General features: G+C 71.6%; 17 protein-coding genes. 12 read left to right on the forward strand and 5 right to left on the reverse strand.

The window, feature by feature from the left end; translation table 11 throughout:
- Positions 1-13: 13 nt before the first annotated feature.
- Together D9598_RS00275 and D9598_RS00280 are read right to left on the reverse strand one after the other, a co-directional pair.
- On the reverse strand, positions 14-1597 hold the full coding sequence (locus tag D9598_RS00275) for an ABC transporter substrate-binding protein (RefSeq protein ID WP_198364404.1): 1584 nt from the start codon (positions 1595-1597) through the stop codon (positions 14-16).
- A gap of 136 nt (positions 1598-1733) precedes the next feature.
- The gene (locus tag D9598_RS00280; RefSeq protein WP_198364405.1) at positions 1734-3122 is read right to left on the reverse strand and encodes an amidohydrolase family protein; all 1389 of its coding nucleotides are present in this window, start codon (positions 3120-3122) and stop codon (positions 1734-1736) included.
- Positions 3123-3284: 162 nt separating this feature from the next.
- On the opposite strand from D9598_RS00280, the gene D9598_RS00285 reads away from it, so the two are divergent.
- Positions 3285-4103: an IclR family transcriptional regulator gene (locus D9598_RS00285; RefSeq protein WP_198364406.1), complete on the forward strand. Its 819-nt coding sequence runs from the start codon at positions 3285-3287 to the stop codon at positions 4101-4103.
- A 14-nt stretch (positions 4104-4117) separates the two neighbouring features.
- Here the strand turns inward: D9598_RS00285 and D9598_RS00290 are convergent, their stop codons facing one another.
- Together D9598_RS00290 and D9598_RS00295 are read right to left on the reverse strand one after the other, a co-directional pair.
- Complete coding sequence (locus D9598_RS00290) at positions 4118-5104, reverse strand: tripartite tricarboxylate transporter substrate binding protein (RefSeq protein WP_198364407.1); 987 nt, start codon at positions 5102-5104, stop codon at positions 4118-4120.
- Between the two features lie 92 nt (positions 5105-5196).
- Complete coding sequence (locus tag D9598_RS00295; RefSeq protein ID WP_198364408.1) at positions 5197-6123, reverse strand: NAD(P)-dependent oxidoreductase; 927 nt, start codon at positions 6121-6123, stop codon at positions 5197-5199.
- Between the two features lie 131 nt (positions 6124-6254).
- On the opposite strand from D9598_RS00295, the gene D9598_RS00300 reads away from it, so the two are divergent.
- The 8 genes from D9598_RS00300 (at position 6255) to D9598_RS00335 (ending at position 16289) form a co-directional block, all read left to right on the forward strand.
- Entirely contained in the window at positions 6255-6929 is a 675-nt protein-coding gene (locus tag D9598_RS00300) for a GntR family transcriptional regulator (RefSeq protein ID WP_198364409.1), read from the forward strand.
- Positions 6930-7054: 125 nt separating this feature from the next.
- Positions 7055-8611: a malonyl-CoA decarboxylase gene (locus D9598_RS00305; protein WP_198364410.1), complete on the forward strand. Its 1557-nt coding sequence runs from the start codon at positions 7055-7057 to the stop codon at positions 8609-8611.
- 107 nt (positions 8612-8718) lie between these two features.
- Positions 8719-10041: an SLC13 family permease gene (locus D9598_RS00310; protein WP_232476782.1), complete on the forward strand. Its 1323-nt coding sequence runs from the start codon at positions 8719-8721 to the stop codon at positions 10039-10041.
- 117 nt (positions 10042-10158) lie between these two features.
- Positions 10159-11361 carry a CaiB/BaiF CoA-transferase family protein gene (locus tag D9598_RS00315; protein ID WP_198364411.1) on the forward strand — a complete coding sequence of 401 codons (1203 nt, stop codon included), beginning with the start codon at positions 10159-10161 and terminating at the stop codon, positions 11359-11361.
- Between the two features lie 120 nt (positions 11362-11481).
- On the forward strand, positions 11482-12384 hold the full coding sequence (gene speB, locus D9598_RS00320) for an agmatinase (protein ID WP_198364412.1): 903 nt from the start codon (positions 11482-11484) through the stop codon (positions 12382-12384).
- A gap of 375 nt (positions 12385-12759) precedes the next feature.
- Complete coding sequence (locus D9598_RS00325) at positions 12760-14010, forward strand: type III PLP-dependent enzyme (protein ID WP_198364413.1); 1251 nt, start codon at positions 12760-12762, stop codon at positions 14008-14010.
- Positions 14011-14134: 124 nt separating this feature from the next.
- On the forward strand, positions 14135-15208 hold the full coding sequence (locus D9598_RS00330; protein WP_198364977.1) for a tartrate dehydrogenase: 1074 nt from the start codon (positions 14135-14137) through the stop codon (positions 15206-15208).
- 103 nt (positions 15209-15311) lie between these two features.
- The gene (locus tag D9598_RS00335) at positions 15312-16289 is read left to right on the forward strand and encodes a tripartite tricarboxylate transporter substrate-binding protein (protein WP_198364414.1); all 978 of its coding nucleotides are present in this window, start codon (positions 15312-15314) and stop codon (positions 16287-16289) included.
- Between the two features lie 176 nt (positions 16290-16465).
- Here D9598_RS00335 and D9598_RS00340 read toward each other — a convergent pair whose 3' ends face one another.
- Complete coding sequence (locus D9598_RS00340; RefSeq protein WP_198364415.1) at positions 16466-17266, reverse strand: glucose 1-dehydrogenase; 801 nt, start codon at positions 17264-17266, stop codon at positions 16466-16468.
- A 459-nt stretch (positions 17267-17725) separates the two neighbouring features.
- Here D9598_RS00340 and D9598_RS00345 point away from each other — a divergent pair, with 459 nt between their 5' ends.
- From D9598_RS00345 to D9598_RS00355, 3 genes are all read left to right on the forward strand, one after another.
- Positions 17726-18577: an ABC transporter permease gene (locus tag D9598_RS00345; protein ID WP_198364416.1), complete on the forward strand. Its 852-nt coding sequence runs from the start codon at positions 17726-17728 to the stop codon at positions 18575-18577.
- A gap of 4 nt (positions 18578-18581) precedes the next feature.
- Positions 18582-19352: an ABC transporter ATP-binding protein gene (locus D9598_RS00350; RefSeq protein ID WP_198364417.1), complete on the forward strand. Its 771-nt coding sequence runs from the start codon at positions 18582-18584 to the stop codon at positions 19350-19352.
- 251 nt (positions 19353-19603) lie between these two features.
- Positions 19604-20563 (forward strand): ABC transporter substrate-binding protein, encoded by a 960-nt coding sequence (locus tag D9598_RS00355; RefSeq protein ID WP_198364418.1) that lies wholly within the window; start codon positions 19604-19606, stop codon positions 20561-20563.
- Positions 20564-20568: the final 5 nt, after the last annotated feature.

Here is a 20568-nt window from a genome sequence, read left to right on the forward strand (position 1 = left end):
TTTGCGGTCCGGCTCAGGCCGGGCGGACGTTCCAGAAGGTGGCGAAGCCGTCGAGCACGCCGGTGATGCCGTTGCGGTAGGCGGTGGGCTGCATGTACTGGCCGAGCGGCACATAGGGCACGCTCCGCATCGCCTGCAGCTGGATGTCGCGGCAGATCGCGGCCTGCGCGGCCTCGTCCGGAGCGTCGAACCAGGCATCGCGCAGACCGTTGATCCGCTCGTCCACGGACCAGCCGGCGTAGCTGCCATCGGCGCGGAGCGCCATGTGCACGGCGGGGTTCAGCCAGTCGGTGCCGGACCAGGTGGTGACGAAGCCGCTCCAGCCGCCGTCCTCCGGCCGGTCGCGGCGGTTGCGCCGCTGCAGCATGGCGTTGAACTCGACGGCGTAGATCTCGACATTCATGCCGACCCGCGTCAGCACATCGACCGCCACCGAGCCGAGCGCCATGCCGGCCGCGGTGTTGTTGCCGGCCATGATGACGACCTTCTCGCCCTTGTAGCCGGCATCCCGGATCGCCTGCCGCGCCTTCTCGATCTCGCGCGGACCCTTCAGCACGTCGAGCCCGGCCTCCGAGCCCATCGGCGTGCCGGGGCAGAAGAAGCCGAGCGGCACGTGGAAGAGGGCGGGATCGTCTACGCCGACGATCGCCTGCATGCAGTCGGACTGGCTGAAGGCGCCCCACAGCGCGCGGCGGATCTCCGGGTTGTCGAAGGGCGGGTGCAGGTGGTTCAGCCGCAGCATGGTGACGAAGCCGGTCGGGTCGAGGACCCGCGTGGTCACGTTGCGCGCGCGCTTCAGCAGCGGCAGCTGGTCGTGATAGGCGTATTCCTGCCAGTCCTGCTCGCCGGAAAGCAGCGCCGCGGTGGCCGTGCCGCTGTCGGGGATCGAGCGCCATTCGACCCGGTCGTAATGCACGACCTTGGGGCCCGAGGTCCAGGACAGCGCGCCGTCCCTGCGCGGCACGTACTTCTCGAACTTCGTGTAGACGTTCAGCGAGCCGGCCACCCGCTCATCCGCCTTGAAGCGGAACGGCCCGCTGCCGATGATCTCCGGCACCGGCTTGAAGGGATCGGTCCTGGCCAGCCGCTCCGGCATCATGGCGCAGACCGGCACCGAGGCCTTGCCCAGCGCGATCGGCAGCAGGGGGAAGGGCTTCTTCAGGCGGAAGCGGATGGTCTTGTCGTCGGGAGCGGAGAGTTCGTCGACCACCGCCATCAACGAGGCGCCGAAGACATCGCGCTTGCCCCAGCGCTGCAGGCTGGCGACGCAGTCGCGCGCCAGGACGGGCTCGCCATCGTGCCAGAACAGGCCGTCGCGCAGCGTCAGGTCCCAGCGCCGGCCGTCCTCCTCGATGCGGTGGCCGTCGACCATCTGCGGCGTGGCGCGGTAGTTGCCGTCCATGCCGTAGAGCGTGTCGAAGACCATGTAGGCGTGGTTGCGGGTGATGTAGCCCGTCGTCAGGATCGGATCGAGCGTGACCAGGTCCTGCTGCGGCGTGAAGCGCAGCGTCGTGGCCGAGGCCGCCCGCAGCCGGGCGGGCAGGGCAAGGGCCGTCGCGCCGGCCCCGACCCCCTGCAGCAGACTCCGTCGTTTCATTCCCGATATCCTTCCAGCTTGCTCTGGCGGGCGCATGCTCCGCCGGTTCGCCGTCCTCTGGCCCGCCCTGGCTCCCTGTCACCGGGAGCTTCTTCCGGGCGGCCTTCCTCGTCCCAGTCCTTTGTCGCGGCGGCGCTCAGCCCGCCGCCGTTTCGGCCAGCAGCCGGTCGCCGGAGGCCAGCAGCCGCGCCTTCAGCGCCGCCAAGCCTGGATGCAGCAACCGCCCCTCCCGCTTCACCACCCGGCCGCCAATCAGCACGGTGCGGATATCCGCCGCCTGCGCGAAGTGGAGCAGCGCCTGCTCCGGCTCCCGCGCGCCGATCATGTTCAGGCTGTCCCGTCCGACGACAAGAAGATCGGCCTGCTTGCCGGGCGTCAGCGAGCCGATGCGGTGGTCGAGGCGCAGCGCCCTGGCGTTGTTGAGCGTCGCCCAGCGCAGCACGTCGGCATGCCGCGGCGTGACCTCGCGGATGGGCGAGCCGCTGGTCGCGCGCTCCATCGGCGCGCCGCGTCCCGCCGGCAGCGCGGCGACGGTGCGCTGGTTGTTGAAGATCCGCTGCGCCTGCAGGGCGAAGCGCATGCAGTCCAGCATGCCGCCGCCATTCAGCACCTCGGTGTCCGGCGCGATGGAGGGCGCGCCGCCCAGCGCCGCGACCCGCCCGCTCAGCGGCTCCCGCGCATTGCCGCGCAGCTCGGCCGCGGCGGTGGCGGTGACCGAGACGCCGCTGTCGACGATGACGCGCAACTCGTCATCCCGGAGGTAGGTGCCATGGACCAGGTTGTGGTCGGGGCCGATCAGCCCTTCCGCCGCCAGCGCCTTGTATCCGTCGGGCTGCAGCCGGTTGTCGTTGCCCCAGACGTGGGCGGATGAGAGCAGGCCGTATTCCCGCGCCAGGGCGAAGTCGGCGCGGCAGACCTCGAGCGTGGAATAGTCCGGCCCCAGGATGCAGGCGGCGAGGGTGACGCGCGCCTCGTCGCTGGCCAGCGGGCCGGTCCGCAGGCGGCGGATCTCGGCGGCGGGATGCGGCACCTCGGAGAAATGCGGCTCGCCGGGGCGGGGCGCCGGCTTCACCGTGCCATGGCCGAAGACGGCGCGGATGCCGCTCTCCAGGAGCCCCTCCAGCGCGGCGTCGGTATGCTCCGGGGTGGCATTGCCATGGCACCAGTCGAACAGGGTGGTGGTGCCGGCATCGATCTGCGCCAGGGCGCCGACCAGCGTGCCGATGCGCAGGTCCTCCGGCGTGAAGCGGGGGCCGAGCCGCGCGTGCAGGATGCGGAAGTAGTCGGCGCTGCTCCAGTCCCCGCCGATGCCGCGCAGGGCCGTCTGCCAGCTGTGCAGGTGCGCGTTGACCAGGCCGGGCAGCACGATGCAGCCCGCGGCGTCGATCACCTCGGCGCCGTTGGCCTCGAGGGAGGGGCCGATGGCCCGGATCCGGTCGTACTCCAGCAGCACGTCGCCCCGCGGCAATACGCCGATCCGATCGTCCATCGAGAGGATCGTGCCACTCCGGATCAGCTTGCGCACGGCGCATTCTCCTCGCGGTGCGCGGGACGGCGCTACGGCGGTTGAGCAGGCGGCCGATGTTCTCTATATGGAACATCGTTCTGTATGAATGATGGTGGCGCTCGTTTGACGGAGCTGTCAACCGGGCACGGCCACCCTGGGAGCAGGGAAAGCGCGCCGCGCATGGAAGCCAGCCTCGATCTCCCCGGAAGCCGTGCCGCTGCCGTCGCCGTGCCGGCCGTCGGCAAGTGCCTGTCCATCCTGCGCCTGCTGGACGCGGAGCCCGGCGCCGGCCTCGGCCTGGCCGCCATCGCCGCCCGCCTTGGCCTCACCAAGAGCCACTGCCTGATGATCCTGCGCACCCTGGTGGCCGAGGGCTGGGTGGCGCATGACGCTGAGCGGCAGCGCTACGCGGTCTCGCCGGGCCTGCTGCTGGATCTGGCGGCGACGATCCGCCGCCACGATCGCGGCGCGCTGATGCGCGACGTGGTGCAGCGCCTGGCGCGCGCCCTCGGCCTGCCCTGCCTGCTCTGCCGCATCAATCGCGACGGCAGCTTCACCTGCGTCGAGAGCGCGCGGGGGGATCCGGAGCTGATGATCGACGTCCCGATCGGCCACCGCTACCCGGCCGATGCGCCGGCCCAGCTGCGGGCCCGGCTGGCGGCGCTGCCGGCGGAGCGCGCCACGGCGGTGCTGGCCGGCATGTCGCCGCGCGCCCACACCGCCGCCACCCTCACCGACAGGGCGCTGATCGGGCGGGAGGTGGAGGCGGCGCGGCGGCAGGGCTTCGTCATCGGCCGCATGGAATATCTGGACGGCATCATGAGCATCGCCACGGCGGTCTGCGATGCCGGCGGGCAGCCGCGCATGGTGCTGCAATGCACGGGGCCGCAGCGGGCGATGACGCCGCGCGAGGCGGCGCTTGGCCAGGCGGTGCGGGAGGCGGCGGCGCGGCTCGCCCTGGCCTGGGCCATGCCCGTGGAGGCCAGGGCCGCCGGCTGAGCCGGCGCGCCGCCTCAGCCCTTCGCCAGCCCCGCCTCCCGCGCCAGCCGGCCCCAGCGCCCGGTCTCCTCGGCCACGAAGGCGGTGTAGTCCGGGCCCGACATCGGCCGGGTCGTGTAGCCCTGCTCGAACAGGATCCTCTGCATCTCCGGCTGGGCCAGGACATGGTTGAGGGTGCGGTTCAGGTAGGCGGCCCGCTCGGGAGGCAGGGATTTCGGCGCCGAGAGGCCGAACCAGACGGTCAGCGCGAAATCCGGAAGCACGCTGGCCAGGGGCGGCAGGCCGGGGGCGAGGGGGGTCTCCTGCGCCGTCGTCACCGCGAGCGCCCGCATGGCGCCCTGCCGCGCCTGCGCCAGGCCGTTGGTGATATCGGTGAAGGTGCAGTCCACCCGGCCGGCGACGATATCGGTCAGCGCCTCCGCGCCGCCGCGATACGGGATGCCGGTCAACCCGATCCCGATCTGCCGCGCCATGGTCTCGGCCGCGATCTGCGCGCTGGCATTGCCATAGGCATAGGTGAGCTGCCCCGCCTTCTCCCGCGCCAGCTTCAGGAAGCCTGGCAGGTCCTTCGCCGGCGAGGCATTGGGCACGGCGAGGACATAGGGTGTCTCGGCGATCAGCCCGAGATGCACGAAGTCGCCCATCGGGTCATAGGGCAGCTTCGGCAGGGTGACCGGATTGAGCGAGAGCGTGGTGACGCTGGAGGCCACCACCGTGTGCCCGTCCTTCGCCTCGGCCGCGGCCTGCATGGCCATGACGCCGAAGCCGCCGCCGCGGTTGTCGATCACCACGGTCTGCCGCAGCGCGTTGCCGAGCGGCTGCAGCAGGAAGCGCACCAGCGTGTCGGTGACGCTGCCGGCGGGGAAGGGGACGATGACCTTCAGCGGCTGGGTGAGCGCCCCGGCCTCGGCGGCAAGCAGCCGGCGCGCGGGGGTGCCGGCCAGCAGGCCGGAGGCAAGAAGGCCGGAGCCCAGGAGGGCGCGGCGTGGCAATCTCAGCATGATCGATGGATCTCCCTTGGACGTGGTGGGGGCGGCGGGGGGCGCGCCCTTCTGGGCATCCTTCCTCCCCCCCTGCCGCCATCCGCCCGGCGCTACAGCAGCCGGTGCAGTTCGGTGTTGTCGGCGCCGGGGCCGAGCCGCTCCATCGCCTCGGCCCAGACGGCGCGGCAGAGCGCGAGGGAGCGGGCCTCGTAGCCCGTCTCACCGGCGATGCTGCCGGCGGTCTCCAGGTCCTTGCGCATCAGGCCGAGCTGGAAGCCCCCGGCATAGCCGCCACTCAGCACGTGCTGGCGCAGCTTGGTCTCGGTGGCGACATTGCGGCCGGAGGAGGCGTTCATGACATCGGTCAGCACGCCGAGGTCGAGGCCGAGCCGCTCGCCGAGGCGAAGCGCCTCCAGCGAGGCCAGCAGCCCGGCGGCATAGACGTAGTTGTTCAGCGCCTTCATGGCATGGGCGGAGCCGACCGCGCCGGTCGGGATGATGGTCCGGCCCATGTGGCGGAGCAGCGGCGTGGCCCGCGCCAGGGCCCCGGCGCTGCCGCCGGCCATGATGGTCAGCGTGCCGTCGCTGGCCTTCAGCACGCTGCCGGAGACCGGCGCGTCCATCATCTCCGCGCCATGCGCCGCCACCCGTTCCGCCAGCCGGCGCGTCTCCCCGGGCAGGGAGGACCCCATGTCGATCACCAGCATGCCGGGCCGGAGCGCGTCCAGCAGCCCGCCGGGGCCCTCCAGGACGGCGGCGACGACGGGGCTGCTCGGCAGCATCAGCACGACGATGTCACTGCCGGCCGCCAGCGCGGCGGGGCTGTCGGCACGCTGCGGCGGCGCCGCGCCGGGGGCCGCCGCCAGCCGCTCGAGCGCGTCGGGGGCGGTGTCGTGCACGGTCAGCGCCAGGCCGGCTGCGCGCAGACAGCACGCCATGGGCAGGCCCATCTGCCCCAGGCCGATGAAGCCGATGCGGTCCGACACCGCGTGGCGGACCGGCAGGCCCTGATCGGGCAAGGCCTTGTCTTCGGACATCGGGGTTCCTCCCAGGGGTTCTTCCGAGACTGGGCCGGGCAGGTGCGCCCGGCGATGGTTTTACCCTCGCATTTATACATGATAAATCCAATTCCGCCGCGCGCCCCGGCGCCGGCCGCAAGGAGCGGGGAATGACGCAGAGGGTGAAGCCACCGACGGCGCAGGAAGCGGTCCTGGCGGAGCTTCGGCGCCGGCTGGGCCTCGGCCTCCTGCGCCCGGGCCAGGCCATTCCGATGGAACAGCTGGCCGAGGAGTTCGGCGTCAGCCGCGTGCCGGTGCGCGAGGCGATGCGGATCCTGGAAGGCGAGGGGCGGGTGCTCTACACGCCGCACCGCGGCTATGCCGTGGCGTGGCTGGATGCCGACGACCTGCGCGAGATCTACCGGCTGCGGGATGTGCTGGAGGCGGAGGCGGTGCGGAGCGCCGCTCCGCTCCTGGCCGAGGCCGACCTCTCGCGGATGGAGGCGGCGACGCGGGAGATCGACGCGGCCTGCGCCGCGGCAGATGTGGCGGGGCTGATCCCGGCCAACCGGCGCTTCCACTTCGCGCTCTTCGAAGCCTGCGGGATGCCCCGCCTGCTGCGCATCCTGGAGCAGATCTGGGATGCCTCGGACCAGTACCGGGCGGTATACTTCAACGATCCGAAGAACCGGGGCCTGATGCGCCGCGAGCACGCCGCGATCCTGCGGGCCGCCCGGGCGCGGGATGCCGCGGCGCTGCTCCGGGCGGTGGACGAGCACCGGGCGCATGCCGTGCCGGTGGTCACGCGGCTGCTGCAGGAGACGGTTGCGGCGCCTGCCTCCTGAGCGAATGTGCGTATACAATTTCACGGTCCATGACCGTTCTTGAATAATGGTAAGGGATTCTCCCCCTGGTCTCGGGCGCCGCGAAGGGTTCTAATCGAGCCCAAGGCTTGGGGAGTAGAGAGTCCATGGCACCATCCATCACCCTTGGCGCGCGCAACTGGCTGGAACGCCTCTGGTCCGGTATCGCCGATCGCGGGCGCCCCTATGCCGCGGTGCCGGGCGCCGCCACGCCCCCCCTGGAACGGGCCCGCCTGCTGGCGGCCGCATTGCTCTCGGAACGCGGCGAGGCCTCTGGCGCCGCGGTGGCGCGCGAGCTGCTGCAGGTGCTGCGCGATCTCTCGCCCGAGGAGCGCGACGCCTTCCGTCACTTCCTGGCCAATGGCTTCCTGCCCGATCACGCCCAGCTGCGGGCCGCCGCCGAAGCCTATCTGGCCGAGCCCTCGCCGGAACGGGCCATGACCCTCTTCGAGCGCGCCGAGCCGCCGCGCCAGGAGCTGCTGCGCCGGATGAACATGGCGCCCGGCGGCACCGCGGCCCTGGTCGAGATGCGCCGGGAGATGCTGGGCCGGCTGAAGAAGGACAGCTCGCTGCGCCCGCTCGACGTGGACCTGCGGCATCTCTTCGGCTCCTGGTTCAACAAGGGCTTCCTGGAGCTGCGGCGGATCGATTGGGACACGCCCGCCGCCATCCTGGAGAAGATCATCGCCTATGAGGCGGTGCACGAGATCGATGGCTGGGGCGACCTGCGGCGCCGCCTGGCGCCGGACCGCCGCTGCTTCGCCTTCTTCCACCGCGCCCTGCCGGGCGAGCCGCTGATCTTCGTCGAGGTGGCGCTGACCGAGGGGCTGGCCGGCGCCATCCAGCCGCTGCTGACGCGCGACGGCGGCCCCGTCACGGCGCCGCCCCCGGACTTCGACACGGCGATCTTCTACTCGATCTCGAACTGCCAGGAGGGCCTGCGCGGCGTCTCCTTCGGCAACTTCCTGATCAAGCAGGTGGTCGAGGAGTTGAAGGACGAGCTGCCGCAGCTCCGCCGCTTCTCCACCCTCTCGCCGGTGCCGGGCTTCCGGCGCTGGCTGAAGCGCAAGCTGGAGCGCGACGATGCCGCGCTGCGGGCGGATGAGCGGGCGGCGCTGGCCGCGCTGATCGCCGCGCCCCAGCGGCGCGGGGCGCGGGGGGAGGAGGCCCGGGAAGAGGCCGGGCAGGAGGCCAGGGAGGAGGCCAGGGAGGGGGAGGTCGCCCCCGGCCCCGGCGTGCTGCTCGAGATGCTGACCGAAGGGGAATGGTGGCGCGACCCGATCCGGGAGGCCGCGCTGCGCGGCCCGCTGCTGCGCCTGGCCGCCGAGTACCTGACCCGCCCGAACACCGGCATGGGCGCCATCGACCCCGTGGCGCGCTTCCACCTGGGCAACGGCGCCAAGCTGGAGCGCATCAACTGGCTGGGCAACACGGCGCCGCGGGGGATGGAGGAATCCTTCGGCGTCATGGTGAACTATCTCTATGACCCGGAGGTGATCGAGGCGAACCACGAGGCCTTCGCCCGCTCCGGCGCCGTGGCCCGCTCGGCCTCGGTGGACGCGCTGCTGTCGCTGCCGGCCATCGCCCTGCCGCGCGGCCGGACCCTGCTGCCCCGCCTGCTGTCCGGCGCGCGGGAGGATGCCGGCAAGGCTGGCGCCACCTGAGGCGATCGCGGGGAGGGGCGGGGAAACCGGCCCTCCCTCTTGCCTTCCGGCCGCGCAGCCCCTTCAAGAGCTGCCTGCCGAGCAAACGTCCGAGCAAAGGAACCCGAATGTCACCTGCCATGGCCTCGATCCTGGGGCTTGTCGTCCTGTTCATCCTCGGCACCGCCCTGCCCATCAACATGGGCGCCATCGCCTTCGCGCTGGCCTTCCTGATCGGCACCTTCTCGGTGGGCATGTCGGCCAACGCCATCCTGGGCGGTTTCCCGGGCGACCTCTTCGTCACCCTGGTCGGCATCACCTACCTCTTCGCCATCGCGCAGAAGAACGGCACCATCGACCTGCTGGTGCACTGGGCGGTGCGCGGCGTGCGCGGCCATGTCGCCGCCATTCCCTGGGTCATGTTCGGCGTCGCCGCCGTGCTGACCGCGGTGGGCGCGGTCAGCCCGGCGGCGGTGGCGATCATCGCCCCCATCGCCCTGCGCTTCGCCCGCCACTACGACATCGACCGGCTGATGATGGGCCTGCTGGTGGTGCATGGCGCCCAGGGCGGCGGCTTCTCGCCGATCTCCATCTATGGTGGCATCACCAACCAGATCGTCGAGCGCGCCGGCCTGCCGGGCAACGACACTGCGCTGTTCCTGGCCAGCCTGCTCTTCAACCTTGCGGTGGCCATCGGCGTCTTCTTCGCCTTCGGCGGCGGCAAGCTGATCGGGCGGCGCGACACCGGCACGCACGAGGAATTCGAGGATGGCGCCCGCGCCTCCCTGCCGGTGACCGGCCATGGCGGCACGCCCGCCGCGCCCCGCGATGGCGGGCATCCCCACCCCACCCAGGCAAGCCGCGACCAGCTCCTCACCCTGGCCGGGCTGGTCATCCTGGGCGTCGGCTCGCTGGCCTTCGGGCTGAACGTCGGCATGGTGGCCATCACCATCGCCGTCGTGCTGGCGCTGCTCTCGCCCAATGCCCAGAAGGGCGCCATCGACAAGGTGAGCTGGTCCACCGTCCTGCTGATCGCCGGCGTCATCACCTATGTCGGCGTGCTGCAGAAGGCGGGCGCCATCGACATGGTCAGCACCAATGTGGCGGCGCTGGGCTCGGCCCTGCTGGCGGCCATGCTGCTCTGCTACATCGGTGGCGTGGTCTCGGCCTTCGCCTCCTCGACCGGCGTGCTCGGCGCCATCATCCCGCTGGCCGTGCCCTTCCTGGCCGGCGGCGAGATCGGCGCGGTGGGCATGATCGCGGCCCTCGCCATCTCCGCCACCATCGTCGATGTCAGCCCCTTCTCGACCAATGGCGCCCTGGTGCTGGCCAATGCGCCGGAAGGCGAGCGCGACCAGTTGTTCCGGCGCTTCCTGATCTACAGCGGGCTGGTCGTGGTGCTCGGCCCGGCGCTGGCCTGGGCGGTGCTGATCCTGCCGGGCTGGCTGTAGGCCAACTCTCCCCCGGGGCCGGGCGGCGATCCCCGTCCGGCCCCTTTCTCTTTTCGCCTTTCCGGGTGTTACCTGCCGGGGACACCCCCATGAACCAGCCATGAAGGAACGAGAGCCATGACCGAGCCGACGGGGCCGCTGAAGGGCCTTCGCGTGGTGGACCTGACCCGGGTCCTGGCCGGCCCCACCTGCACGCAGATGCTGGCCGATCTGGGCGCCGACGTGGTCAAGATCGAGCGCCCCGAGGCCGGCGACGACACCCGCGGCTTCGCGCCGCCCTACATGCCGAACACGCGGGAGAGCGCCTATTTCGTCGGCGTCAACCGCAACAAGAAGTCGGTGACGCTCGACATCGCCAAGCCCGAGGGCCAGGCGGTGGTGCACAAGCTGCTGGAGACGGCCGATATCCTGGTCGAGAACTTCAAGGTCGGCGCGCTGGCCAAGTACGGCCTGGCCTATGAGCAGCTCCGGGAGACCTATCCCGGCCTGATCTACTGCTCGATCACCGGCTTCGGCCAGACCGGCCCCTATGCGCCGCGCCCGGGCTATGACGCGCTGATCCAGGCCATGGGCGGCGTGATGTCGCTCACCGGCGAGCCCGAGGGCGAGCCGCAGAAGGTCGGCATCCCGGTGGCCGATCTCTTCGCCGGCCTCTACGGCACCATCGGCGTGCTGGCCGCGCTCCGCCACAAGCAGGCGACGGGGCAGGGGCAGCAGATCGATATCGGCATGCTCGACACCCATGTGGCCTGGCTGGCCAATCAGGGCATGAACTACCTCTCGACCGGCGAGAACCCGCCGCGCCTCGGCAACCAGCATCCGAACATCGTGCCCTACCAGGTCTTCCCGACCGCCGATGGCTACATGGTGCTCTCCATCGGCAACGACCCGACCTTCGAGCGCTTCTGTCGCAATTTCGGCCTGGAGCACCTGCTGGCCGACGAGCGCTACGCCACCAATGCCGCCCGTGTCGGCAACCGCGCCCTGGTGACGGAGACGCTGACGGCGGTGACGAAGACCAGGCCGACCCGGGACTGGATCGAGAAGCTGGAGGCGCTGAAGATCGGCTGTGGCCCGATCAACACGCTGAAGGACGTCTTCGCCGATCCGCATGTCGTGGCGCGGAACATGGTGGTGGAGATGGCGCATGCCTCGGGCCAGACGGTGAAGGTGATCGCCAATCCGGTGAAGCTCTCGGCGACACCGCCGGACTACCGCTCCGCCGCGCCGCTGCTCGGCCAGCACACGGAGGAGGTGCTGCGGGGCCTCGGTTATTCGGAGGAGGACATCGCCCGGCTGAAGGCGGAGGGCATCGCCTGAGACCGGGGCGGGGGTAGGGCCGGGGAGCCGGGGGGGGGTAAGCTCCCCCGGCCGAGGTGGCACCGCGCGGCGATCCATGCTTGGAGACGGCCTTCCGCCATCCCTCAGGAGGTCTGCGGCATGTCCCTGGTCCCCACCTTCGCCACGCCGCCAGGCTTCCTCGGCGTCACCCGCCACGACACGGCGGCGGATTTCGTCGTCGCCGGCATTCCGCTCGACATCGGCACCACCAACCGCGCCGGTGCCCGCTCGGGCCCCGAGGCCATCCGCCGCGCCAGCCGCATGCTGGTCGATGGCGCGCATCCGGCGAGCTGGGTCGATCCGGCGGCGCTCTCCCTCTCCGATGCGGGGGACTTCGCCATCGCGCTCGGCGACATCCCGGCCAGCCTCGCCGCCATCGAGGCGCAGGCCGCCGGTATCGGCCACCTGATTGCCCTTGGCGGCGAGCATGGCGTGACGCTGGCCCTGCTGCGGGCGCTGCGCCGGCGCCTCGGCGTGCCGCTCGGCCTGGCGCATTTCGACGCCCATGTGGACACCTGGCCCGACAATTTCGGCCAGGTCTGGGGCCATGGCTCGGTCTTCTGGCACGCCATCCGCGAGGGGCTGGTCGATCCCGCGCGGATGATCCAGGTCGGCATCCGCTCGCCCGTGCAGCGCGAGGTCTGGGACTGGACGCTGGGGCAGGGGGTCACGGTGCTGGATGCGCAGACGGTGCACGAGATGGGGCCGGCCGCGGTGGCGGCACGCATCCGGGCGGTGGTGGGCGGCGGCCCCGCCTATCTGAGCTTCGACATCGACACCCTCGACCCCGCCTTCGCCCCCGGCACCGGCACGCCCGAGATCGGCGGGCTGGCGAGCTGGCAGGCACAGGCGATCCTGCGCCGCCTGGGCGGGCTCGACTTCCGCGGAATGGACCTCGTCGAGGTGGCGCCGGCCTTCGACGTGTCCGAGATCACCGCCCTGGCCGGCGCCACGCTGGCCTGGGAATATCTGGCGCTCATGGCCGGAGGGAAGCCGGAGTAAGGCCCGACAGGGGCCGCTATTCGCCTGGAGCAGGGCTGAGGCACCGAAAACTTTTCCCTCATTCGGGCGAATTCCTTTAAAACCCTCCTGCCGCCACCCAAATGGTGCGGTCTCTGACGCCATCGCACGTGCCGCGAGCCCCCCGAGGGGGCACAGCAACGACGTAGAAGCGTCCTTTCTCGAAGTGGCCGGTCCTCGCGGGCCGGCGTCCTGAAGGGAGTGTGGATATGTTCGGTGAACGGACGCCTGCGATGCCCACCCATCGCAACATCGCCTGAGGCCATCGCCGGGAGCGCCACGCTTCCGGCCCGCCTCGCATCGCCGCCGGCCGCGCCGGCTCCTCCGCTGTCGCCTGTTGTTGTGGGGATTTCCGCCATGAGCCTCCTCCGCGCCCGCACCGCTGTCTCGCCTGTCCGTCCCGCGACGCGGGTGAGCCTCGCGGCCCTGCCCTCCGTCGATGCCCTGGTCGCCATCGAGCGCCCGGCCGAGCCGATGCTCTGCCTGCGTCCCGCCGCCCTGAGCCGGGGCGCGACGGAGTTCGTCACCGGCTTTCCGGGCACGGTGCTCTATGCCGTGAAGTGCAACCCCGAGCCGCTGCTGCTCCAGGCGCTCTGGGATGGCGGCGTGTGGCACTTCGACTGCGCCTCGGCGGCCGAGGTGGCGCTGGTGCGTGGGATGTTCCCCAAGGCCGCGATCCACTTCATGCATCCGGTGAAGTCCCGCCCGGCCATCCGGGAGGCCTGGACCCGTCAGGGCGTGCGCGACTTTGTGCTGGACGATGCGAGCGAGCTGGCCAAGATCCTGGAGGAGACCGGCGCCGGCGCGGCGGAGGGCCTCGGCCTTGTGGTGCGCATCGCGCCGCCGCCCGGGGGCGGGGCGCTGTACGACCTGTCGGGGAAGTTCGGCGCGACGCTGGAGGCGGCCGTCGGGCTGCTGCGCGCGGCGCGGCCGCATGCGGCGCGGCTCGGCATCTCCTTCCATGTGGGCTCGCAGTGCATGGACCCGCTGGCCTATCGCCGCGCCCTGGCGCTGGCCGGGCAGGCGATTCGCCTGGCTGGCGTCGCCATCGACGTGGTCGATGTCGGCGGCGGCTTTCCGGTGGCCTATCCGGAGATCGAGCCGCTGCCCCTCGGCGCCTATTTCGCCGAGATCGAGGCGGGTTTCGAGGCGCTGGGCCTGCCGGGCGCCGAGCTGTGGTGCGAGCCGGGGCGGGCACTGGCGGCGGGCGGCGGCTCCGTCGTGGTGCAGGTGCAGATGCGCCGCGGCGACACGCTCTATGTCAATGACGGCGTCTACGGCACCCTCTCCGATGCCGGGGCGCCGGGCTTCCGCTTCCCCTCCCGGCTGATCCGCCCGGAGGGCGGGGCGGCCACGGCGGAGCGCGGCTTCTCGCTCTTCGGCCCGACCTGCGACAGCGCCGACTTCATGCGCGGACCCTTCCTCCTGCCCGAGGATGTCCGCGAGGGCGACTGGATCGAGATCGGCCAGCTCGGGGCCTATGGCGCCTGCCTGCGCACCGGCTTCAACGGCTTCGACCAGACCCGCCTGGCCGAGGTGCGCGACCGCCCGATGCTGGAGGTCGCGGCGGCCGAGCCGGCACCGCCGGAGCTTGCCCTGGCGGCCTGACCGCCGGGGAGGAGAGAGGGCCGGGGAGGGCATCGCCTTCCCCGGCCTTTTCTTTGGCACCCGATGGGCATGGCGGCGAAACGGTCTATCCTGCCGGGAAAACCATCCCGGAGTGACGCCCCCCATGCGCGAGTACCGCATCGCCGCCATCCCCGCCGACGGCATCGGCCCCGAGGTCATCGCCGCCGGCCTGCAGGCGCTGGAGACGCTCAGCCAGCGCGCCGGCGAGTTCCGCCTGCATGTCGAGCAGTTCCCCTGGGGCTCCGACTACTACAGGAAGCACGGCGTCATGATGCCGGCGGATGGGCTGGAGCGGCTGAAGGCGTTCGACGCCATCTACTTCGGCGCCGTCGGCGCGCCGGACGTGCCGGACCACATCACCCTCTGGGGCCTGCGCCTGCCGATCTGCCAGGGCTTCGACCAGTACGCCAATGTGCGCCCGACCAAGATCCTGCCCGGCATCACCCCGCCGCTGCGCGACTGCGGCCCGGGCGATCTCGACTGGGTGATCGTGCGCGAGAACTCGGAGGGCGAGTATGCCGGGCATGGTGGCCGCGCGCACAGGGGCCTGCCGGAGGAGGTGGCGACCGAGGTCGCGATCTTCACCCGCGTCGGCGTGACGCGCATCATGCGCTACGCCTTCCGCCTGGCGCAGGCGCGGCCGAGGAAGCTGCTGACCGTCGTTACCAAGTCGAACGCGCAGCGGCACGGCATGGTGATGTGGGACGAGATCGCCGAGGAGGTGTCGCGCGAGTTCCCGGACGTCACCTGGGACAAGATGCTGGTCGATGCCATGACCATGCGCATGGTGCTGAAGCCGCAGAGCCTCGACACCATCGTCGCCACCAATCTGCACGCCGACATCCTCTCCGATCTCGCCGCCGCGCTGGCCGGCAGCCTGGGCGTGGCGCCCACCGGCAACATCGACCCCGAGCGGCGCTTCCCCTCGATGTTCGAACCGATCCATGGCTCGGCCTTCGACATTACCGGAAAGGGCATCGCCAATCCCGTCGCCACCTTCTGGACCGGGGCGCAGATGCTGGAGCATCTGGGCGAGCGCGAGGCGGCGGCGCGGCTGATGAAGGCGGTGGAGCGCGTCACCGCCAGCGGCCTCCTCACCCCCGACCTGGGCGGCAAGGCCACGACCCGGGAGGTGACCGAGGCGGTCTGCGACGCGATCCGCAGCGCCAATGTCTGAGGCGCGGCGGGGCTAGCGGCCTGCGTCCCCCGATTGCGTCTTTGCCGGCTCCGGCCAACGGGCCAGACTGGACGAAAACAGACGCGACGAAAGGGAGACATCCATGATCCACCGCCGAACCCTCCTGACCTCCGGCGCCGCCCTGCTGGCAACCCCCGCCCTGGCCCAGGGCCGCGGCGGCGTGCCAGACCGCGCCATCACCGTGACGGTGCCCTTCGCCGCCGGGGGGCCGACCGATGTCATCAGCCGGCTGGTGGCCGAGGGGATGGCCAAGGATCTCGGACAGTCGGTGGTGGTGGAGAATGTCACCGGCGCCGGCGGCACCATTGCCGCCGGCCGCGTGGCCCAGGCGCGGCCGGACGGCACGGTGCTGCTGATGCATCACATCGGCCATGCCAGCACCGCCACGCTCTACCGCAAGCTGCCCTATGACGTGCAGGAGAGCTTCGCGCCGCTCGGCCTCGTCTCCGACGCCGCGATGACGCTGGTGGCGCGGCCCGACTTTCCGGCCGATGACCTCGCCGGCTTCATGCGCGAGATCCGCGAGAAGGGCGAGGCGCTGACGCTCGCCCATGCCGGGCTCGGCGGCGCCAACCAGCTCTGCGGCGTCCTGCTGCAGAGCGCGGCGGGCCGGAAGCTCACCACCGTCGCCTTCCGCGGCAGCGCGCCGGCGATTACCGACATGATCGCCGGGCGCATCGATGTCTTCTGCGACCAGGCGACCAACACGGCGCCCTTCATCCGCGAGAAGCGCATCAAGGCCTATGCCGTCACCCTGCCGCAGCGGGTGCCGGGCCTCGACCTGCCCACCACGGCCGAGGCGGGCGAGCCGGACATCCTGATGAGCACCTGGCATGGCCTCTACGCCCCCGCCGGCACGCCGCCCGAGGTGCAGGAGCGGCTCTCGGCCGCCATCCGCGCCGCCTTGCGCGAGGAGCGGCTGCTGACCCGCTTCGGCGAACTGGTCACCCAGCCGGCCGGCGCCGAGCGCGCGACGCCGGCCTATCACCGCCGCTACCTGGCGGAGGAGGTGGCGCGCTGGCGGCCGATCATCCAGGCGGCGGGACAGTACGCCGACTAGAGCAGATCCCGATCGGTTGGAATCAACTGATCGGGTGAAGATGCTCGCAAAAACAAAAGGCTAGAGCGTGACCGCCTGAGGTGGAATGACCGAAAGGCGTGAATCACGCGATCGAACAAGGATGGAAAGCGTGTTCTGTGAACGAATGTGAACAGATCACGCGCTAAGGCCCCGCCTCACCCGTTGTCGCGGAAGGCGGGGTAGAGCGTCATGCCGCCATCGACGAAGAGTGTGGCGCCGACCACGTAATCGGCCATGTCGGAGGCCAGGAAGAGCGCGGCGCGCGCCACGTCCTCCGGAGTGCCGATGCGGCCATAGGGGATCAGCGACAGCAGCTTCTCCCCGGCCTCGCCCTCGGTGTTCTCCGCGTTGATCGGCGTGCGGATGGCGCCGGGGGCGATGGCGTTCACCCGGATGCCCTCCGCCGCCACCTCCTGCGCCAGGCTGCGCATCAGCAGCGCCACCCCGCCCTTGGAGGCGGCGTAGTTCACCCGCCCCGCCCAGGGGATGACCTCGTGCACCGAACTCATGCAGAGGATCTTACCGAGGCTGGGGGCGGCGCCGGGCCGCCTGCCCTGGGCGCGGAAGCGGCGGATCGCGGCGCGCGCGCAGAGGAACTGACCCGTCAGGTTGACGTCGATGACCCGCCGCCACTGCTCCAGGGTCATCTCCGCGACCGGCGCGTCCTGCTGCAGGCCGGAATTGGCGACCAGGATGTCGATGCCGCCGAAATGGCGGGCGGCGTCGTCGAACAAGGCCTCGACCGCCGCCTCCTCGGCCACGTCGGCCTGCACGGCGAGCGCCCGTCCGCCGGCCTGCCCGATCTGCCGCACCACCTCGGCCGCGCCCTCGGCATCGCGGTGATAGTTCACCACCACCGCGGCACCGGATTGGCCGTAGAGCAGGGCGACCGCGCGGCCGAGGCCGGAACTCGCGCCGGTCACCACCGCCACCTGCCCGTCGAGTCTGCATTCCATGCGCCTGTCTCCCCTCCGCTGCTGAGCAACACCCGGGAGGCGAGGCGGTTGGGCCGGAGAGCGAGGTTGAATTTCGTAAAGTTGAGCGCTCCGGTGGAACGCCATGCTGCGGGCCGGGCGGCCCGGAGACGGGCATTCTCCCGTACCGCCCGCCGGACCCCGTGGCTCCCGGCATTCTCAGGGGAATACTGTTTCCTTACAGGGCATTAAAGGAATTCCCGAAATGTGGAGGGGGAGCTGAGGGCGCCTGGAAGTGTGAGGGTGGAATTTCTTTACACGCATGGCTTTGCGTGGAATCTCCTGACCATGTCCGTTTTTCCTGTCCTGAACCGGCCCGGGCCCCGCCGGGGCCGCTGTCGCCCGATGCTCCGCCTCGCCCGCCGGCGCTGACGCGCCCGCGACCCGCCCGCGATTCCGGCCGACCGCCGGGCCCTGCCGTCCGCACCGGGAGTGATCCTCATGCCAGCCTCCGCCACCACCGCCCTCGAGGGCAGGCCGCCCGTCCGGGCCGCCGCGCGCCCCTCTTTCCGCCGGGCCTTCCGCTGGCCGGGTCTCGGCCGGGCGCGCCGCTTCGTCGTGCCCGTGCTGCTGATCCTGCTCTGGCAGGCGGCGGCGGAGGCCGGCCTGATCTCCACCCGCATGCTGGCGCCGCCGAGCGCCATCGCGACCGCCGCCTGGGAGCTGATCGTCTCCGGCGAGCTGGGCCATCACCTGCTGGTCTCGCTGCAGCGCGTGGCCATCGGCCTGGCCATCGCCATCGGCGCCGGCGTCTCGCTGGGCCTGGTCGCCGGCCTGTCGAAGCTCGGCGAGGACGCCATCGACGCCACCCTGCAGATGCTGCGCGCGCTGCCCTTCCTGGCGCTGGTGCCGCTGCTGATCCTCTGGCTCGGGATCGGCGAGGCGACCAAGATCGTCCTGGTCGCGCTCGGCGCCACCTTCCCGATCTACCTGACGCTGTTCGGCGGCATCCGCAGCACCGACCCGAAGCTGCTGGAGGCGGGGCAGGTGCTGGGCCTGAGCCACGCGCAGAAGATCGTCCATATTGTCCTGCCGGCGGCACTGCCGCAGGCGCTGGTCGGGCTGCGCTACGCGCTCGGCACCGCCTGGCTCAGCCTCGTTGTCGGCGAGCAGATCAACGCCACCGCCGGCATCGGCTTCCTGGTGATGGATGCGCGCGAGTTCCTGCGCACCGACATCATCGTCGTCGGCCTGCTGGTCTATGCCCTGCTCGGCCTCTCCGCCGACCAGCTGGTGCGCGCCCTGGAGCGCCGCGCCCTGGCCTGGCGCCCGAGCCTGGTGCGGGAGGGCTGACGCCATGACCCGTCCCGTCGTCGAGGTGCACGGCCTGACCCGCCGCTTCCACGGCCCCGAGCGGCCGCCGGTGCTGGACCGCATCGACCTGACCATCCGCCGTGGCGAGTTCGTCGCCCTGCTCGGCCGCAGCGGCTCGGGCAAGACGACGCTGCTGCGGACCCTCGCCGGGCTCGATCCCGTGACCGAGGGGCGCGCCACGGTGCCGGAGCGGCGTGCCGTGGTCTTCCAGGAGCCGCGCCTGCTGCCCTGGAAGAAGGTCTGGAAGAATGTCGCGCTCGGCCTGCCGGGCAGTGCCGCCGAGGCACGGCGGAAGGCGGAGGCGGCGCTGGCCGAGGTCGAGCTGACGCATCGCGCCGAGGCCTGGCCACTCACCCTCTCGGGTGGCGAGGCGCAGCGCACCGGCCTGGCCCGTGCCCTGGTGCGCGAGCCCGAGCTGCTGCTGCTGGACGAGCCCTTCGCCGCGCTTGACGCGCTGACCCGCCTGCGGATGCAGTCCCTGGTGGGTGAGTTGGTTCAGGCGCACCGCCCCGCCGTGCTGCTGGTGACGCATGACGTGGAGGAGGCGCTGCTGCTGGCCGACCGCGCCCTGGTGCTGGCCGGCGGGCATCTGGTGGAGGACATCCCGATCGGCCTGCCGCGCCCGCGCCGCCGCGCCGATCCGGCCTTCGAGGCGCTGCGCCTGCGGCTGCTCGGCGCGCTGGGCGTGGACGAGGATGGCCACGACGCCGCGGCGCGGCCCGCCTTCGGCGCCGATTCGCGGCAGGCAGCCTGAGAGCCCGTTCGGGAATGGTCGCGGGTCGGTCTACCGGGTCCTTTCCGCGCCGGGGGCGTCAGGCCCTGGCCCCGATGCCCCGCATCGGAGCGGCGGACCGTCCTGCCCGGCACGAAGAATCCCTCGCCAGCCCGCCGCCGCCTCATTCTCGAACGGGCTCCGAGGCGATGCGGCGCCCTCGGCGGGAGCGATGTCGGGGCGGCTGAGCCGCCTTTCCCCTCCCTCAGCCTCTCCTTCAAGGACGCCAACCGATGACCCAGCTTCCCCTGGCGCCGCGCCGCCGCGCCCTGCTCGCCGCCCTGGCGGCCGCGCCTCTCGCCACTCCCGCCCTCCTGCGCGCGCAGGGCCTGCCGGTGCTGCGCGTCGGCAACCAGAAGGGCGGGCTGCGCTCGCTGCTCGACGTGTCGGGCCAGGCGCGCGACCTGCCCTACCGCATCGAATGGAGCGAGTTCCCCGCTGCGGCGCCGCTGCTGGAGGCGCTGAACGCCCATGCGATCGACGCCGGCAGCCAGGGCGACCTCGCCTTCCTCAGCGTCTTCGCCAATGGCGCGCCGATCAAGGCGGTCGGCGCCACGCGGCACGACCCGAAGTCCCAGGCCATCCTGGTGCGGGGCGACAGCAAGGCCGGGAGCCTGGCGGATCTGCGCGGCAAGCGCATCGCCGGCAACCGGGGCGGCTGGGGGCAGTACCTGGTGCGGGCGGCGCTGAAGCGGGAGGGCATCGCGCCGGAGGAGATCACCCTGGTGCCGCTCGGCCCGGTGGATGCGGCACTGGCCTTCCGCTCCGGCGCCGTGGATGCCTGGGCGATCTGGGAGCCCTATATCTCCATCGAGCTGGCCGGCTTCGGCGCCCGCGTGCTGGTCGATGGCACCGGCCTGACGCCCACGGTGAACTTCATCTCCGTGCATGACGCCGTGCTGCGCGACAAGCGGGCGCTGGTGCAGGACCTGCTGCTGCGGCAGCAGCGCGGCTTCGCCTGGGCGCTGGACCACATTCCCGAATTCGCCCGCAGCACCTCGGATCTGACGCGAATCCCGGAGCCGATGCTGCGGCGCGCCTATGAGGTGCAGCGCACCCGTTCCGTGCCGATCGATGCCCCGCTGGTGGCGGAGCTGCAGGCGGCGAGCGACCTGGCGGTGGAGTTCGGCGTGTTCTCGCGGCCGGTCCGCGTCCAGGACGCGCTGGATACCAGCTTCGGCCTCACGGGGTAGGGCGG

This window comes from Roseomonas sp. KE0001 (genome assembly GCF_016107285.1).
GTDB lineage: Bacteria > Pseudomonadota > Alphaproteobacteria > Acetobacterales > Acetobacteraceae > Pseudoroseomonas.

What these genes read in the sequence shown, in the direction of transcription:
- D9598_RS00345 (WP_198364416.1), top strand. Translation starts at nt 17,726, where the DNA reads ATGCCAGCCTCCGCCACCACCGCCCTCGAGGGCAGGCCGCCCGTCCGG.
- D9598_RS00325 (WP_198364413.1), top strand. Translation starts at nt 12,760, where the DNA reads ATGAGCCTCCTCCGCGCCCGCACCGCTGTCTCGCCTGTCCGTCCCGCG.
- D9598_RS00350 (WP_198364417.1), top strand. Translation starts at nt 18,582, where the DNA reads ATGACCCGTCCCGTCGTCGAGGTGCACGGCCTGACCCGCCGCTTCCAC.
- D9598_RS00335 (WP_198364414.1), top strand. Translation starts at nt 15,312, where the DNA reads ATGATCCACCGCCGAACCCTCCTGACCTCCGGCGCCGCCCTGCTGGCA.
- D9598_RS00340 (WP_198364415.1), bottom strand. Translation starts at nt 17,266, where the DNA reads ATGGAATGCAGACTCGACGGGCAGGTGGCGGTGGTGACCGGCGCGAGT.
- D9598_RS00355 (WP_198364418.1), top strand. Translation starts at nt 19,604, where the DNA reads ATGACCCAGCTTCCCCTGGCGCCGCGCCGCCGCGCCCTGCTCGCCGCC.
- D9598_RS00330 (WP_198364977.1), top strand. Translation starts at nt 14,135, where the DNA reads ATGCGCGAGTACCGCATCGCCGCCATCCCCGCCGACGGCATCGGCCCC.
- D9598_RS00315 (WP_198364411.1), top strand. Translation starts at nt 10,159, where the DNA reads ATGACCGAGCCGACGGGGCCGCTGAAGGGCCTTCGCGTGGTGGACCTG.
- D9598_RS00290 (WP_198364407.1), bottom strand. Translation starts at nt 5,104, where the DNA reads ATGCTGAGATTGCCACGCCGCGCCCTCCTGGGCTCCGGCCTTCTTGCC.
- D9598_RS00310 (WP_232476782.1), top strand. Translation starts at nt 8,719, where the DNA reads ATGTCACCTGCCATGGCCTCGATCCTGGGGCTTGTCGTCCTGTTCATC.
- D9598_RS00305 (WP_198364410.1), top strand. Translation starts at nt 7,055, where the DNA reads ATGGCACCATCCATCACCCTTGGCGCGCGCAACTGGCTGGAACGCCTC.
- D9598_RS00300 (WP_198364409.1), top strand. Translation starts at nt 6,255, where the DNA reads ATGACGCAGAGGGTGAAGCCACCGACGGCGCAGGAAGCGGTCCTGGCG.
- D9598_RS00295 (WP_198364408.1), bottom strand. Translation starts at nt 6,123, where the DNA reads ATGTCCGAAGACAAGGCCTTGCCCGATCAGGGCCTGCCGGTCCGCCAC.
- D9598_RS00275 (WP_198364404.1), bottom strand. Translation starts at nt 1,597, where the DNA reads ATGAAACGACGGAGTCTGCTGCAGGGGGTCGGGGCCGGCGCGACGGCC.
- speB (WP_198364412.1), top strand. Translation starts at nt 11,482, where the DNA reads ATGTCCCTGGTCCCCACCTTCGCCACGCCGCCAGGCTTCCTCGGCGTC.
- D9598_RS00285 (WP_198364406.1), top strand. Translation starts at nt 3,285, where the DNA reads ATGGAAGCCAGCCTCGATCTCCCCGGAAGCCGTGCCGCTGCCGTCGCC.